At 72.0% G+C, this 14,740-nt stretch carries 12 protein-coding genes; 3 read left to right on the top strand and 9 right to left on the bottom strand.

Features of this window, described 5'->3' with window-relative positions:
• Positions 1 to 6: 6 nt before the first annotated feature.
• From ABD056_RS12825 to ABD056_RS12810, 4 genes are all read right to left on the bottom strand, one after another.
• Positions 7 to 2,790, bottom strand: coding sequence for an ATP-binding protein (locus tag ABD056_RS12825; protein ID WP_343867177.1), 2,784 nt, complete (start codon positions 2,788 to 2,790; stop codon positions 7 to 9).
• Positions 2,787 to 3,569, bottom strand: a complete 783-nt coding sequence (locus ABD056_RS12820) for an endonuclease/exonuclease/phosphatase family protein (protein ID WP_343867176.1) — start codon at positions 3,567 to 3,569, stop codon at positions 2,787 to 2,789. Before ABD056_RS12820 ends, ABD056_RS12825 begins: the two co-directional genes overlap by 4 nt.
• Positions 3,570 to 3,577: 8 nt before the next feature.
• The gene (locus tag ABD056_RS12815; RefSeq protein ID WP_343867174.1) at positions 3,578 to 5,779 is read right to left on the bottom strand and encodes a VTT domain-containing protein; all 2,202 of its coding nucleotides are present in this window, start codon (positions 5,777 to 5,779) and stop codon (positions 3,578 to 3,580) included.
• A gap of 433 nt (positions 5,780 to 6,212) precedes the next feature.
• Positions 6,213 to 7,085 carry a DUF1848 domain-containing protein gene (locus tag ABD056_RS12810; RefSeq protein WP_343867172.1) on the bottom strand — a complete coding sequence of 291 codons (873 nt, stop codon included), beginning with the start codon at positions 7,083 to 7,085 and terminating at the stop codon, positions 6,213 to 6,215.
• Positions 7,086 to 7,144: 59 nt separating this feature from the next.
• Between ABD056_RS12810 and ABD056_RS12805 the strand changes: the two genes are divergently transcribed.
• Positions 7,145 to 8,638, top strand: a complete 1,494-nt coding sequence (locus ABD056_RS12805; protein ID WP_343867170.1) for a thymidine phosphorylase family protein — start codon at positions 7,145 to 7,147, stop codon at positions 8,636 to 8,638.
• Between the two features lie 281 nt (positions 8,639 to 8,919).
• On the opposite strand, the gene yihA is transcribed toward ABD056_RS12805, so the two are convergent.
• The 5 genes from yihA to rpmH are packed head-to-tail and all read right to left on the bottom strand — an operon-like array spanning position 8,920 to position 12,272.
• On the bottom strand, positions 8,920 to 9,603 hold the full coding sequence (gene yihA, locus ABD056_RS12800; RefSeq protein WP_343867168.1) for a ribosome biogenesis GTP-binding protein YihA/YsxC: 684 nt from the start codon (positions 9,601 to 9,603) through the stop codon (positions 8,920 to 8,922).
• Entirely contained in the window at positions 9,600 to 11,318 is a 1,719-nt protein-coding gene (yidC, locus tag ABD056_RS12795) for a membrane protein insertase YidC (protein WP_343867167.1), read from the bottom strand. Before yidC ends, yihA begins: the two co-directional genes overlap by 4 nt.
• A 48-nt stretch (positions 11,319 to 11,366) precedes the next feature.
• Positions 11,367 to 11,693: a membrane protein insertion efficiency factor YidD gene (gene yidD / locus ABD056_RS12790; protein WP_343867165.1), complete on the bottom strand. Its 327-nt coding sequence runs from the start codon at positions 11,691 to 11,693 to the stop codon at positions 11,367 to 11,369.
• Positions 11,690 to 12,118 (bottom strand): ribonuclease P protein component, encoded by a 429-nt coding sequence (gene rnpA / locus ABD056_RS12785; protein WP_343867163.1) that lies wholly within the window; start codon positions 12,116 to 12,118, stop codon positions 11,690 to 11,692. The genes yidD and rnpA overlap by 4 nt, the downstream gene beginning before the upstream one ends.
• A 19-nt stretch (positions 12,119 to 12,137) precedes the next feature.
• Positions 12,138 to 12,272 carry a 50S ribosomal protein L34 gene (rpmH, locus tag ABD056_RS12780; protein WP_343867161.1) on the bottom strand — a complete coding sequence of 45 codons (135 nt, stop codon included), beginning with the start codon at positions 12,270 to 12,272 and terminating at the stop codon, positions 12,138 to 12,140.
• A 252-nt stretch (positions 12,273 to 12,524) separates the two neighbouring features.
• On the opposite strand from rpmH, the gene ABD056_RS12775 reads away from it, so the two are divergent.
• Together ABD056_RS12775 and ABD056_RS12770 are read left to right on the top strand one after the other, a co-directional pair.
• The gene (locus ABD056_RS12775; protein WP_343867160.1) at positions 12,525 to 13,295 is read left to right on the top strand and encodes a TVP38/TMEM64 family protein; all 771 of its coding nucleotides are present in this window, start codon (positions 12,525 to 12,527) and stop codon (positions 13,293 to 13,295) included.
• Complete coding sequence (locus ABD056_RS12770) at positions 13,285 to 14,712, top strand: dihydrolipoyl dehydrogenase family protein (protein WP_343867159.1); 1,428 nt, start codon at positions 13,285 to 13,287, stop codon at positions 14,710 to 14,712. Before ABD056_RS12775 ends, ABD056_RS12770 begins: the two co-directional genes overlap by 11 nt.
• Positions 14,713 to 14,740: the final 28 nt, after the last annotated feature.

Genomic DNA, 14,740 nt, shown 5'->3' with positions numbered 1-14,740 from the left:
TCTCTCTCAGGGCACGGTCGCGTCGTCGTCGAAATCATCGGGCAGCCGGCCGGCCGGCACCCGCACGGGCAGGCGGACGCGGAACACGCTGCCCTGGTTCTGGCCGTCGCTTTCCGCCTCGATGGTGCCGCCATGACCTTCGACGATGCCCTTGCAGATGGCAAGGCCGAGGCCGGTGCCGGCCACCACCCGGTCGCGGGCGTAGACGCGGAAGAACTTGTCGAAGATGCGCTGGCAGTGTTCCTGCGGAATGCCGATGCCCTGGTCCTGCACCTCGATCACGATCCAGCTGGCCTCGTGGCGGCCGCGGATGGTGATGGTGGAGCCGACCGGCGAATACTTCACCGCATTGTCCAGCAGGTTCATCAGCACGTGTTCCATCAGCACGAAATCCACCTGGAACAGCGGCATCATGGGGGCTATGTCCACCTCCACCGTCACCTTTTCCAGGCGGCTTTCCATGCGTTCCAGAGTGGTGCCGACCAGATCGTCCAGGTCCACCCACTGCGGCTTGGGCACGGTGGCGCCGGCTTCCAGCTTGGTCATCTGCAGCAGGTTGCCGACGAAGCGGTTGAGGCGTTCCGCCTCCTCCAGGATGGTGGTCAGCAGGTCGCGCTGAACCTCCTCGCTGTAGGAGCGGCCGTAGGCCAGCAGCGAGGTGGTGGAGCCGATGATGGAGGCCAGCGGCGTGCGCAGGTCGTGGCTGAGCGACGACAGCAGGGCGGAGCGCAGGCTTTCGGTTTCCGCCACCACCCGCACGTTCTCCACCTCGCGGTTCAGCTGCATGCGTTCCAGCGCCAGGGCGGAGAAGCCGGCCAGGCTTTCCAGCTGGCGGCGGAAGGTGGGGCTGCGGAGCGAGGCGGGATCGTCGGCCGCCACCACCAGCACGCCGATGATGGTCGAGCCGGTGCGCAGCGGCTGGAACATGCGGCCGGCGTTGCTGTGCACGGCGGTGCCGCGGCCGGCGGCCTCGCCGTAGCGGCGCACCCAGGCGGCGATCTTCCAGTCGGCATCGGCGAGGGCCCCGCCCTCCGGCCAGGCGACGCACAGCTCGTCCGCCTCGGCGTCCGATCCGGCCGGGCCGGGGTCGGCATCGGCCACCATGCGCCGCGGCAGCAGGATCTGCACCTCGACGTAGAGCAGGTCGCGCAGCTGGCGGGCGATGGCGTCCAGCACCTGATGCGGGTCGGAGGTGGCGGCGACCTCGCGCGACAGGTGGTAGAGGGCGCCGGTGTGCCGCTCCCGCCGCCGCGCCGCCTGGGCCTGATCGTGCAGCCGCCCGGCCAGGTTGGAGGTGATGGCCGCCAGCACCAGGAAGATGGCCAGCTGGAAGATCTGCTCCGGCTGGTCGGGGGTGACGGCGAACTTGGGCTCGACGAAGAACATGTTGAACATCGCCAGCCCCAGCACCGAGGTGAACAGGGCGGAGGCGAAGCCGTAGGCGGTGGCGGCATAGACCACTGCCATCAGCATGATGATCGACAGGCTTTCCGACGGCAGCAGGGGGTCGAGCACCTTGATGAGCCCGGCCGCCATGCAGGCGGCGACGGCGCCGGCCAGGTACTCGTGGAACCACGGCCGCCCCTCGTCGATGCGCCACGGCAGGGCGAAGGCGTCAACGCTGACGTCCGGCCCCGGCACGATGTGGACGCCAAGGGCGCGGAAGCGCTCCATCAGCTGGTCGGCGAAGGGCCGCCGCCACAGCCGCCGCAACCCGCGCACCGGCGGCCGGGCCACCACCACCTCGGTGATGCCCTGGGTGCGGATGAAGTCGCTCACTTCCTCCAGCAGGTCGGGGCCGGTCAGCGACACCACCTCCGCCCCCAGGTGGTCGGCCAGGTGCAGGGCTTCGGTCACCTCCCGCTGCAGGGCGCGCGGCAGGCGGTGGTTCCAGGCGGTATCGACATAGCCGACATACCACGCCGCGCCGTTGCGGTCGGCAAGGCGGTGGCCGTCGTGGACCAGCCGGTCGGGGCGGCCGACATCGGACAGCAACACCAGGATGCGCGGCGGCAGAACCGGCTCGCCGGGGATGGATTCGACGGTGCCGCCGACGCTTTCCGACCACTGTTCCAGCGACTGGCGGTGGACGTAGCGGGCGGTGACGCCGATGGCCACCTCGCGCAGCACCGACAGGCATTCGACGCCGTAGAGCGGCGCCAGGGTGTCGTAATCGTCCGGCCCCAGCATCAGCTGGTGGGCCTCGAAGCGGTCGGCCAGGTCCTGGGGGGTGGCGTCGATCAGCTCGATCTGGTCGGCCTCGCCCAGGAAGGCTTCCGGCAGCACGTCCTCGGGCGGGATGAGGGCGAGCACGCTGATGCGGTCGCGGGCGCTTTCCAGGTGGGCGGCGGAAACGGCGGCATAGACGTCGATGCCGCGGTCGAGGATGTCGTCCAGCTGCGAATCGCCCGTCGCCAGCCGGGCGATCTGGCGGTTGCTGCCGCGCAGGCCCTTCACCACCACCACGTCCGGCGTCAGGCGCATGAGGTCTTCGGCCTGCGACGAGCGCACCAGCACGATGTCGCTGTCCTCCACCTCCGGCGGCAGGGCGGCGACGTCGTCGGGGATGAGCAGGCCGATGACCGGGCGCCGGCTGTCGGGGGCGCCGTCGCGGCGCAGCCGGTGCAGGGTGTCCATCTGCGCCGCCAGCACGGTCGCCACCGTGGCGGCGCCGGGCGCGACGCCGAGGAACACCTTCAGGCGGCCGCGCGCAGCGGCGGCGTCATCGCCAGCGCCCGAGGACGCCGGCTGCGGGTCGAGGACGGGGGAGGCGTGGTCGCGGTCGGTCATGACCGGATCATCCTCTGGCGGGGGCGGTATGGCGTCGTCTCCTTGCTCACGGCGGCGGCCTCGGACCGCAGCATGATGTCGGCCACCACCGGCAGATGGTCGGAGGCCTGGCGGGCGAGCCGGCTGGCGTGGGCGCGCACGCGGCCGACGATGGTATCCGGCACTGCCCAGATCCGGTCCAGGGCCAGAAAGGGCAGATGGGCGGGGAAACTTGCCGGGCTGCGGCGCCAGCCGAGCGGCGGCCCCAGGTGCCGCATGGCCGACAGGTCCGGCCACCAACTGTTGAAGTCGCCCATTATTACCACGGGAACATCCCCCCGTGCGGAGACAATTTCTCCGAGCCGCGCATGCTGCCGCGCCCGTTCCCACACCCGCAGGCCGAGGTGCGCCACCACCACCCGCACGGTGCGCCGGCCGCCGCTGCCGTCGCCGTCGCCGGCATCCAGGTCGGCGACCACGGCGCCGCGCGGCTCGTAAGGTGCCACCGACAGGTCGACCAGATGGCTGTCGAGCAGCGGCCGGCGGGTCAGCAGCACGTTGCCGAAGCGGGAATCCTTCAGCACGATGTTGGGCCCGGCCACCGCCGTCATGCCGGTCTGTTCCGCCAGATAGGCGAACTGGTCGGGGATGCCGGCGATTTCCGGCCGCGCCGCCACTTCCTGCAGGCCGACCACGTCGGCGTCGATCTCCGCCAGCACGCCGACGATGCGGGCGGGATCATAGGCGCGGTCGTTGCCGATGCAGGAATGGATGTTGTAGGTGGCGAAGCGCAGCGGCATGGCGCGGATCAGCTCTCGTCGTCCCCGTCGGCGTCGCCCGACGCCTGCCGCCGCCGCGCCACCAGCCGCTGCAGGCCGATGCTGACCGCCAGCCACAGGGCGAGGCAGCCGACCAGCAGCGCGATGCGCCCCGGCGACGGCGAATGGATGAGGTCCATGATGCTCGACCCCAGCAGGGTCATGACGGCGATGCCGGGCAGCATGCCGATGACGGTGCCGGTCAGGTAGTCGCGGAAGCGCACATGGCTCGCCCCGGCCACCAGGTTGATGAGCACGAAAGGGGCGACAGGCGCCACCCGCAGGAACACCACGGCGACGATGCCGCGGTCGCCCAGCGCCTTGCTCATGCGGTTGACGCCACGGCCGGCGTAGCGCTGCACCAGCTTGCGCCCCAGCACATGGCCGACCCAGAAGGTGACCACCGCCGCCGTGATGGCGCCGATGCCGGCATAGAGGAACCCGAGCCACGGCCCGAACACCATGGCGGTGACGGTGATCAGCACGGTGATGGGAAAGGCGATCAGCCCCAGCACCACATAGGCCGCCAGCACCGCCAGCGGTGTCCATGGCGTGCCGCGCATGCGTTCCGCCCATTGCAGGAAGACATCGGGGTTGAGGCCCTCGCGCAGGGGGGTGAAGGTCCACAGGGCGACGCCGGCCGCCAGCACCGCCACCAGCACCAGGCCGGTCCACAGGTGACGCAGGCGGCGGCGCCGCGGGTGGTCGGGCGGCGGCGGCACCTGTTCGGCCAAGACGCGCTCCAGATCCAGGGGTTCCTCGGGATCGCCGAGTCGGTTCAGCAGCACCACGCTGCCGTCGGCCTCCACCGCCTCGGCCGCCACCGGCACCAGGTCGCGGCAGGGATCGCGCCGCACCAGCCGGTCGACGGCGGCGAACAGGCGGCCGCCGGAGGCCGATTCGGCGGCGGCGACGTCTTCCACCGTCACCCCGGCGTGCTCCGCCAGCAGGCGGCGGCGCAGGGTGGTGATGGCGGCGGCATGGTCGGGCCGGTCGGCCGTCAGGGTCAGGTTGGTCTCGCTGTCCAGCCCCATGGAGCGGTTGGCGAGGTTGGCGCTGCCCACCGTCAGCAGGCGGTCGTCGACCACCATCAGCTTGCTGTGGACCTTGACGTCGTGGTCGCGGCCGTCGCCGTCGCGCACCACCGGCGCCAGCAGCCGCACCCGGTCGCCGGCGCCGCTGGCGGCCAGCCGCGCCATGAAGGCGGCGCGTCCGACGCCCATGGTGGTTTCCTCCAGCCAGTCCATGGCGGTGCGCGGGCCGATCAGCAGCACCTCCAGCCGCGGGTTGCGGCGCAGGCGGTCGGCCAGAGCCTCGGCGATGGCATCGGCGGTGAGGTACTGGTTCTCGATGACGATAAACCGTTCCGCGTGCGCAATGGCAGCCTGATAGAGCGTGCGGATCTCGCACACCGGCCGCCGCTGCCGGCGATGCGGCCGGGTGCGGCTGACGGCGATGCGGCCGTCGCGGAAGGCGGCCTCGTACCCCGCCGGCCACAGCGGTCCCGGCCCCGGCTCCGGCGCCGCCAGCCGCCGCCGCCGCGCCCGCCGCCAGCGTTCGCGGCAGAGGTCGCCCAGGGCGGCGGCGGCCGGGCCGGTGACCATCATCTGCACGTCGTGCACCGGCGCGTAGGCGGAGCCGCCGGGATCACGCCGGCGCGGGTCGTCGGGCCGGTGCTCCGGCGTGTCCCACCGCCGCACCGACAGGTCCATGCCGCCGCAGAAGGCCAGCGCATCGTCGATGACGACGATCTTCTCGTGGTGGCTGGCGGCGATGGGGATGCGGTTGTCCAGGTGCAGGTGGACCCGGTCGGGCGTCGTCCAGCCCAGCGACACCTTGGGCAGCGGCTCGCGGTCCAGGCTGTAGAGCAGGGTGTAGTCCCACAGCAGGATGTGGATGTGCAGGTCCGGCCGCTGCTGCACCAGCCACGCCAGGAAGTCGCGCAGGGTGCGGGGGGCGTCGTCCTCCGGCTCGTCCTCGCCGGTCAGGCGGGTGCGGCCGTCCACGTCCCAGCCGAGGATGAGCACCTGCCGCCGCGCCGACAGCAGCGCCCGGCGCAGGGTGCCGTAGTAGGCGGCGGCGTCGATCAGGCAGGCGGCGCGGCCGGCGCGCTCCACGCGCCAGGCCACGCCCTCCTGACCCAGCAGGTCGGGGAGATCGGGCAGCGTCTGCGGCGGCGCGGTGTGCGGCAAGATCGGTTCCGTCGTGGCGGCGCGGGATGGGGCGGGTGCGACGACGGCCGGCCGCGACCGGCTCCGTTCACCCCTGCGTCTCCACGAACGCCGAAGCCGCCCGCGCGGTTCCGCCGCCGGACCCGACACAACGCGCCGGCTGCGAAAGGGTTGCAGCAGGCCCCGCGTTGCTCATAAAGAAGGCGGACGATGGTTCGTGATTAAAACATGGGCGTTGCCGCGCCCACGGATGCGGCAGCATCGCCCCCGGCCGCCGGGTGCGATCCAGGCGTTCCGCGGCTTCGGCATCTGGCATCGCGCTTGCTTCCATATCCCTGCCAGTGCGGCAACCTGTCGGGCGTGCGGCCCGGAGGTGCTGAGGCAAGTAGAACATGGGGCTTCGGTCGAGGGGGAGAGCCGACACAGATCGGCCTCCCCCTCACGCTTTTCCGGCCTACAGCAGGGGCGCCGCCGGGTCGTGGCCGCGGTGGCGCCGGCGGGCGGCCTCCGGGTCGCGGACGGCATAGCAATAGGCGCAGCCGTGCGGGCAACTGTCGTAGGCGCCGATGTCGCGGCTTTCGGCGCAGGCGCAGGTCTTGCGGTGCGGCCGGGCGGCGGCCCGCAGCGGCCGGCCGGCGACGCGGGCGAGGCGGCCGGCATCGACGCAGGCCGCTTCCGCCACCGCCGGCACCAGCAGGTGCGGCTGTCCGCAGAGGGCGAGGCGCAGGCCCGCCGCCTCCGCCTGCGCGGCCAGGGCGGTCAGCAGCGCCCGCTTGGCGTCGTCGTCGGGATCGGTCCAGGCGAAGCCGTGGCGCTCCGCCGCCGCCGCCATGTTGCGGGCGGTCTTGCGGTAGACCTGGGTGAAGCTGACCACCGCCTCGTCGGTGGCGCCGCGCAGGGACTCGGCCAGCCGGCCGAAAGCGTCCTGGTGCCAGGCCGGCGGCGTCAGGTCGGAGAACAGCACCGGGTCGTAGCGCCACACTACCGTCGCCGGGCCGAACCGCTCCGCCACCCGGTGCAGCGCCGCCACCGCCCGCTCCGGCGCCACCACCGCCCGGTCGAGGCTGCGCGGATAGCCGAGCACGGTGTGCTGCACGATGAAGGGAAAGCCGCGCGCCGCCACCTCCTCCAGCACCGGCAGGAAGGGCTGCACGTTGCGGGTCCAGAACACGAAGCCGTCCACCGCCTCGGGCGTCAGCGCCAGGGTGGAGACCTGGCGGGCGTTGTAGGGGTTCTGCACCTGGACGCTGCCGGCCTGCAGGCGGCGGCTGAACCAGTCGCCGTAGAAGGCGGGGATGTCGGTGCGGTAACTGGCGGATATGATCATCCGGGGTATGCCGTCCGTGCTATGATCAACGGGATCAACCCGTTGAAAGTCCTTGCCGAATGCTCAAGCTTCGCCGCGTCCCGGTGGACACCCGCTCGGAAAACGTCGCCTTCGTCAGCGCCGCCTGCACCCTCACCCGGGTGGAGGGCCTGCGGGCGCTGGCCAAGATCGAGGTCCACGGCGGCCGGCGGCGCATCCTCGCCACCGTCAACGTGGTGGAGGCCGATGGCGGTTGCGCCCTGGTGCAGCCCGACGAGCTGGGCCTGTCGGTGGAAGCCTTCGAGCGCATGGGCCTGCCCGAGGGCACCGACGTGCAGATCGAGTTCGCCGGCCCGCCGCGCAGCCTGGACGCCGTGCGGCGCAAGATCGAGGGCCGCATCCTGGGCGAGGAGCAGTACCGCGCCATCATCGACGACATTTCCGCCCACCGCTACAGCCGCATGGAACTGGCCGCCTTCCTGGTCGCCGCCGCCGGCTTCATGACGACGGAGGAAGTGCTGGCCCTGACCCGCGCCATGGTCGATGCCGGCAACCGGCTGGCGTGGCCCTACGACACGGTGGTGGACAAGCACTGCATCGGCGGCATTCCCGGCAACCGCACCACCATGCTGGTGGTGCCCATCGTCGCCGCCCACGGCCTGCCCATGCCGAAGACCAGCTCGCGCGCCATCACCTCGCCCTCCGGCACCGCCGACACCATGGAGGTGCTGGCCCGCGTCGACCTGTCGCTGGACGAGATGCGGGCGGTGGTGGAGGCGGAACGCGGCTGCCTGGTGTGGGGCGGCCACATGAACCTGTCGCCGGCCGACGACATTCTCATTTCGGTGGAGCGGCCGCTCGGCATCGACACCCAGGAACAGATGGTCGCCTCCATCCTGTCGAAGAAGGCGGCGGCGGGGTCCACCCACCTGCTCATCGACATCCCCACCGGCCCCTCGGCCAAGGTGCGCAGCCATGCCGAGGCGGTGCGCCTGCGCAAGATGTTCGAATACGTCGGCGATGCCCTCGGCCTCGTCATCGACGTCATGCTGACCGACGGCCGGGCGCCCATCGGCCGCGGCATCGGGCCGGTGCTGGAGGCGCGCGACGTCATGGCGGTGCTGCGCAACGACCCCGACGCCCCCGCCGACCTGCGGGAAAAGTCGCTGCGGCTGGCCGGGCGGGTGCTGGAGTTCGACGGCGGCGTGCGCGGCGGCGGCGGCGAGGCCCGGGCGCGGGAGCTGCTCGACAGCGGCGCGGCGCTGGCCAAGATGGAGGCCATCATGGCCGCCCAGGGGCCGGCCCCGGCGCTGGTGGTGCCGGGTGATCTGGTGAGGGTGGTGGAGGCGCCGGCCGACGGCACCGTCGCCGCCATCGACTGCGCCCGCATCAACACCATCGCCCGTCTGGCCGGCTGCCCCTTCGACAAGGGCTCGGGCATCGACCTGTTCCGCAAGCCCGGCGACCGGGTGAGCAAGGGCGAGCCGCTCTATCGCATCCACGCCTGCCGCCCGGCCGATTTCGGCTTCGCCACCGCCGCCGCCGAGGAGGCCGACGGCTATATTATCGCGTGAGGCCCCTCAAGCGCCGGGCGGCCGCTGACCGCGGCCTTGGCTCACGCCGCATAAGCGGCGGCGCGCGGTCGCGCTTGCCAAGCTGCAATGAGGGGGCCTCATTGCAGCTTGGTGGGGGACCCCTCAGGCGCCGGGCGGCCGCTTCTCGCGGCCTTGGCTCTCGCCGCATAAGCGGCGGCGCGCGTTCGCGCTTGCCAAGCTGCAATGAGGGGGCCTCATTGCAGCTTGGTAGGGGCTGAGGTTCGGCTGAGCCGTGGGGGTGGGCGTCCGGCCCGCCGGGGTCAGAGCGGCAGGCCGAGGGCGGCCAGGGTGGCGCGCAGTTCGGGGATGCCGATGCCCTTTTCCGAACTGGTGAGGATCACTTCCGGGTGGGCGGCGACGTGGCGTGCCAGCTCGCCCTGCACCTGGGTCAGGCGCTGCTCCGCCTCGCCCTTCTTCAGCTTGTCGATCTTGGTCAGAACGACCTGATAGTTCACCGCCGCCTGATCGAGCATCTTCATGACGTCGTGGTCGACGTCCTTCAGGCCGTGGCGGCTGTCCACCAGCACCAGCACCCGGCGCAGCTGCGGCCGGCCGCGCAGGTATGCCATGGTCAGGCGGGTCCAGGCCTGCACCTTGTCCTTCGGCGCCTGGGCGAAGCCGTAGCCCGGCAGGTCGGCGAGGATGAGGCGGTCGGCCAGGTTGAAGAAGTTCAGTTCCTGCGTCCGCCCCGGCGTCACCGAGGTGCGGGCCAGCGTGTTGCGGCCGGTGAGGGCGTTGATGAGGCTCGACTTGCCGACGTTGGACCGGCCGGCGAAGCATACTTCCGGCAGGTCGGTGTCAGGCAGCTGGGCAAGCCCCGCCACGCCGAGCATGAAGGTGGCCTCGCGGGCGAAGAGCAACCGCCCGGCTTCCAGCCAGGCGGCGCGCTCTTCTTCGCTCATGGCCTCGCCGGTGAAGGCGGGGGTCTGATCTTTCCTGCTCATACGGCGTCGGCGCGTTTCATGATGATCCACTGCTGGCCGATGGACAGCACGTTGTTCCACGCCCAGTAGAGCACCAGACCGGCCGGGAAGGCAGCCAGCATGAAGGTGAAGATCACCGGCAGGAAGGACATGATCTTGGCCTGGATCGGGTCCGGCGGCGCCGGGTTGAGCTTCATCTGCAGCCACATGGTGATGCCCATGATGAGCGGCAGCACGCCGATCATCAGGAAGCTGGGCGGCGTCCACGGGATGAGGCCGAACAGGTTGAAGATGGTGGTCGGGTCGGGCGCCGACAGATCCTGGATCCAGCCATAGAACGGCGCGTGGCGCATTTCGATGGTGACGAACAGCACCTTGTACAGCGCGAAGAACACCGGTACCTGGATCAGGATCGGCAGGCAGCCGGAGACCGGGTTGGCCTTCTCGCGCTTGTAGAGGGCCATCATCTCCTGGTTCAGGCGCACGCGGTCGTCGGCGAAGCGTTCCTGCAGCTTCTTCATTTCCGGCTGCAGCTTCTTCATCTTGCTCATGGCCCGGTAGGACTTGTTGGCCAGCGGGAACATGATCGCCTTGATGATGACCGTGAAGGCCAGGATGGCGAGGCCGAAGTTGCCGACCAGGGCGTACAGCCAGTTCAGCACGTAGAAGAACGGCTTGGTCAGGAAGTAGAACCAGCCGAAGTCGATGGCCAGGTCGAAGTTGGTGATGTTGAACTCTTCAGCGTAGCGGTCGAGCAGGTCCACCTGCTTGGCGCCGGCGAAGAAGTGGTTGGTGACGGTGGAGCTTTCACCCGGCGCCACGGTCATGCCCGGCTCCAGGTAGTCCACCTGATAGCGCTCGCCGCCCTGGCCGCGGTAGGCGAAGCGGGCCTTGGTCTCCAGGTCGGGCTGGAAGGCGAGCGCCGTCAGCCAGTACTTGTCGGTGATGCCGATCCAGCCGCCGGTGGTGGTGCGCTCGATGGTCTGCTCGTCGCGCAGGTCCTTGTAGTCGACTTCCTTCAGGGTGCCGCCGAAGACGCCGAGCGGACCTTCGTGCAGGATGAAGAAGCCTTCCGTCGCCGGCGTGCCGGAGCGCGAGATCAGGCCGTAGGGGAACAGGGTCACCGGCTGCTCGCTGCCGTTGGTGACCGACTGCTCCACCGTGAACATGTAGTGCTCGTCCACCCGGATGATGCGGGTGAAGCGCAGGCCCTGCTCGTTCTCCCACGTCAGGGTGACCGGCTGGTTCGGGCGCAGCACGTCGGTGTCGGCGGTCCACACGGTCTGGCCGGTGGGGGCGGTGGCGCCGGCGGCGGCGACCCAGCCGAACTCGGCGTAGTAGGGGTTGGCGGCGCCGGCCGGCGACAGCAGATCGATGCGCGGGCTGTTGTCGTCGGGGGAGACGCCGTAGTTCTTCAGCGTCAGGTCGTCAATGCGGCCGCCCTGCAGGTTGATGGAGCCGCGCAGCGCCGGGGTGTCGATGCGGATGCGGCCGGCGTCGCTCGCCAGCACGGCGGAGCGGTCGGCCGGGCCGCCCGGAACGGACGGAGCGACCCCGCCCGGCGCCGGCGTCTCGGGCGCCAGCGGCGCGTCGGACTGGCCCGGCGCCTGCTGGCCCTGCTGCGCCGTCTGCTGCTGTTCGGGCGGCACCTCGGCCTTGGGCCAAAGGAACTCGAACCCCAGCAGGATCGCCAGCGAAAGGGCAATGGCCAGGATCAGGTTGCGCTGTTCAGGCATGGGTCCGTTTCTTCCGTTCGACCGAAGCGTCCGCGTCCGGCGTGTAGGTCAGGGAACAGGATGGTGGTGGGAAGCGTCACCGCAACCGCAGCCGCCGCTGCGGGCGGTGCCGGTCCTGGTGCCGGTGCGGCGGCGGGCGTCGTGCTCCGGGTCGGTGCCCGGCACCGGATCGTAGCCGCCGGCGGAGAAGGGATTGCAGCGCAGCACCCGCCACACGGCAAGGGCGGTACCCTTCACCGGCCCATGCACCGACAGCGCCTCCATGGCGTAGTGGGAGCAGGTGGGCGAATGCTTGCAGGCGGGCGGAAACAGGGGGGACAGCACGAGCTGGTAGCCGCGCACCAGTCCGCGCAGGATGCCGCTAGCGATGGTCATGGGGCATCGACCTTGTTCCCGTTGCCGTCGTGGCCGCGCAGGGCCCCCAGACGTTTAAGCGCCCACCGCAGATCATGCAACATCTGATCGAACGGCAACGAAACCGTCGCATCGGCGCGACCGATCAGCACGTAGTCGAAGCCGGGCTGGGCGTACTGCGGCAGGATCTGGTCGGCGACGGCGCGCAAACGCCGCCGCGCCCGGTTCCGCTTCACCGCGTTGCCGACCTTGCGGCTGGTGGTGAAGCCGACGCGCAGGCCGGCGGTGTCGCTGTCGCGGGCGGAAGCCGGACCAGCGGCTTCCTGTGGTGCGGCGGGCTGGGGCGCGATCTGCAGGATGAAGCCCGGCGTCACCCACTTGCGGCGGGTGCCGGCGACGCGCAGGAAATCGCGTCTGGTCTTCAGCCGCGCGGGAGCGCCCCCCACGGGACTACCCGCGCCGCACTCAGGCGCTGAGGCGCTTGCGGCCCTTGGCACGGCGGGAATTGATCACGCGACGGCCGCCCACGGTGGCCATGCGGGACCGGAAGCCATGACGGCGCTTGCGGACAAGGCGGCTCGGCTGGTACGTGCGCTTCACGGTTACTCTCCATCTACGGGCGGCGCGCGGCCTCACGGGCGGGCGGCGCCTGGACATCGTCTCGGAACTGGGTCCTCCACGGGCCGCACCGGCGAGTCTCCGCGAGGAAGGGGGCCGTATACCCTTATCCGCCAGCGGAAGTCAACAGCCGCGCGGCCCGGCGCGTGCGGCAGGCGGCGGAAAGCGCCCGCCGCTGCCTTCACGGCAACGTCAGTGGACGGCGCCCGGCCCGGATGATAGGCCGGAAGGACCATGACCACCAGCCCCCGCGACCCCCCGCCGGCCGTGCCCCCCGTTGCGGAGTCGCCCCGCCGCCGCCGCCGCGCCCGCCGCCGCCGGCTGCTGCTGGCTGCCGTCGCGGTGGCCGTGGTGGGGGCGCTGTGGCTGGGCGGGGCGGCCGATCTGCTGTCGTTCGAGACCCTGCGGGAGCACCGCGACGCCCTGCAGCAGTGGGTGGCGGCGCGGCGGGGGCTGGCGGCGGCGCTGTTCGTGCTCGCCTATGCCGCCGCCGTCGCCGCCTCGCTGCCCGGCGCCGTGTGGCTGACCCTGGCCGGCGGCTTCCTGTTCGGCACCGTGGCCGGCGCCGCCCTGGCAGTGGCCGGCGCCACCGCCGGCGCCGTGGTCGTCTTCCTGCTGGCCGGCAGCCTGCTGCGCGAGCCGTGGCGCCGCCGCGCCGGCCCTGCCCTCGCCTGCATGGAGGACGGCTTCCGCCGCGATGCCTTTTCCTACCTGCTGGTGCTGCGGCTGGTGCCGCTGTTTCCGTTCTGGCTGGTGAACCTGGTGCCGGCGCTGCTGGGCGTGCCGCTGCGGCCCTATGTGCTGGCGACCGTTCTTGGCATCATTCCGGGGGCGGTGGTCTATGCCGGCGTCGGCAACGGCCTGGATGCCGTGTTCGCCGCCGGCGGCCGGCCGGACCTGTCGCTGCTGAGCCGGCCGGAGATCCTGCTGCCGCTGCTCGGCCTCGCGCTGCTGGCCCTGGTGCCGGTGGCGTGGCGCCGCTGGAGGACACGCCATGACCGCTGACAGCCCGCTCACCCCCGACCTCTGCCCCGACCTCTGCGTCATCGGTGCCGGCTCGGGCGGCCTGTCGGTGGCGGCCGGGGCGGTGCAGATGGGCGCCTCCGTCGTGCTGGTGGAGCGCGGCGAGATGGGCGGCGACTGCCTCAACGCCGGCTGCGTGCCGTCCAAGGCGCTGCTGGCCGCCGCCGGGGCGGCGCGGGCGGCGCGGCAGGCCGGCGGCTTCGGCCTGCGCACCTCGGTGGCGGTGGATTTTCCGGCGGTGATGGCGCATGTGCAGGCCGTGATCGCCGCCATCGCGCCGCACGACAGCCAGGCCCGCTTCGAGTCGCTGGGCTGCACCGTGCTGCGGGCGCCGGCCCGTTTCCTCGACGCCCGCCGGCTGCAGGTGGGCGAGACGGTGGTGCGGCCGCGCCGCACGGTGCTCGCCACCGGCTCCCGCCCCACCCTGCCCGACCTGCCGGGGCTGGCGGCGGTGCCGGTGCTGACCAACGAGTCGCTGTTCACCCTGCGCGAGGCGCCGGAGCGGCTGGTGATCCTCGGCGGCGGTCCCATCGGGGTGGAGATGGCATCGGCCTTCCTCGGCCTCGGGGTACCGGTGTCGCTGGCCACCGGCGGCGCCATCCTGCCCAAGGATGATCCCGACCTGCGGGCGGTGGTGCGGGCCGCCCTGGTGGCCGACGGCCTCGACCTGCACGAGCACGCCCGCGCGGTGGCGGTGGAGCCCGGCCCGGTGCTGGTGCTGGAGGACGGCCGCCGGCTGGCCGGCTCGCACCTGCTGGTGGCGGCGGGGCGGTCGCCGACGGTGGCGGGGCTCGGCCTCGACGCCGCCGGCATCGACCACGACCCGCGCCGCGGCATCGCCACCGACGCCCGCCTGCGCACCTCCAACCGGCGGGTTTATGCGGTCGGCGACTGCGCCGGGCCGCCCTACTTCACCCACCGCGCCGGCCACGACGCCGGCATCGTGCTGCGCAACGCCCTGTTCCGCCTGCCGGCCCGCGCCCGCCACGACCGCATGCCGTGGGTGACCTACGGCGACCCGGAACTGGCGCAGGTGGGCCTGACCGAGGCGGCGGCGCGGGACCGCCACGGCGACCGCATCCGCGTCCTGGTCGAGCCCTTCGCCGGCAACGACCGTGCCCGCGCCGAGCGGCGGACGGAGGGGCTGCTCAAGCTGGTCACCGACCGCCGCGGCCGGGTGCTCGGCTGCGGCATCGTCGGGCCCCAGGCGGGCGAGCTGCTGGCGCCGTGGGTGCTGGCGCTGGCGCAGGGGCTGCGGGTGACGGCGGTGGCCGACCTGGTGCTGCCCTACCCCACCCTGGCGGAAACCGGCAAGCGCGCGGCCGGCGCCTTCCTGGCCCCTGCCCTGTTCGGGCCGGCGACGCGGCGGCTGGTGCGCCTGCTGGCCCGGCTGGGGTAGTGTGGCGCTGCGACCAGGGAGCCCGCCC

The sequence above is a fragment of the Caenispirillum bisanense genome (genome assembly GCF_039523075.1).
Taxonomy (GTDB): domain Bacteria; phylum Pseudomonadota; class Alphaproteobacteria; order Rhodospirillales; family Rhodospirillaceae; genus Caenispirillum; species Caenispirillum bisanense.
The sequence above is the reverse complement of the archived record's forward strand: the minus strand, read 5'-3'. Positions and strand labels throughout refer to the sequence as shown.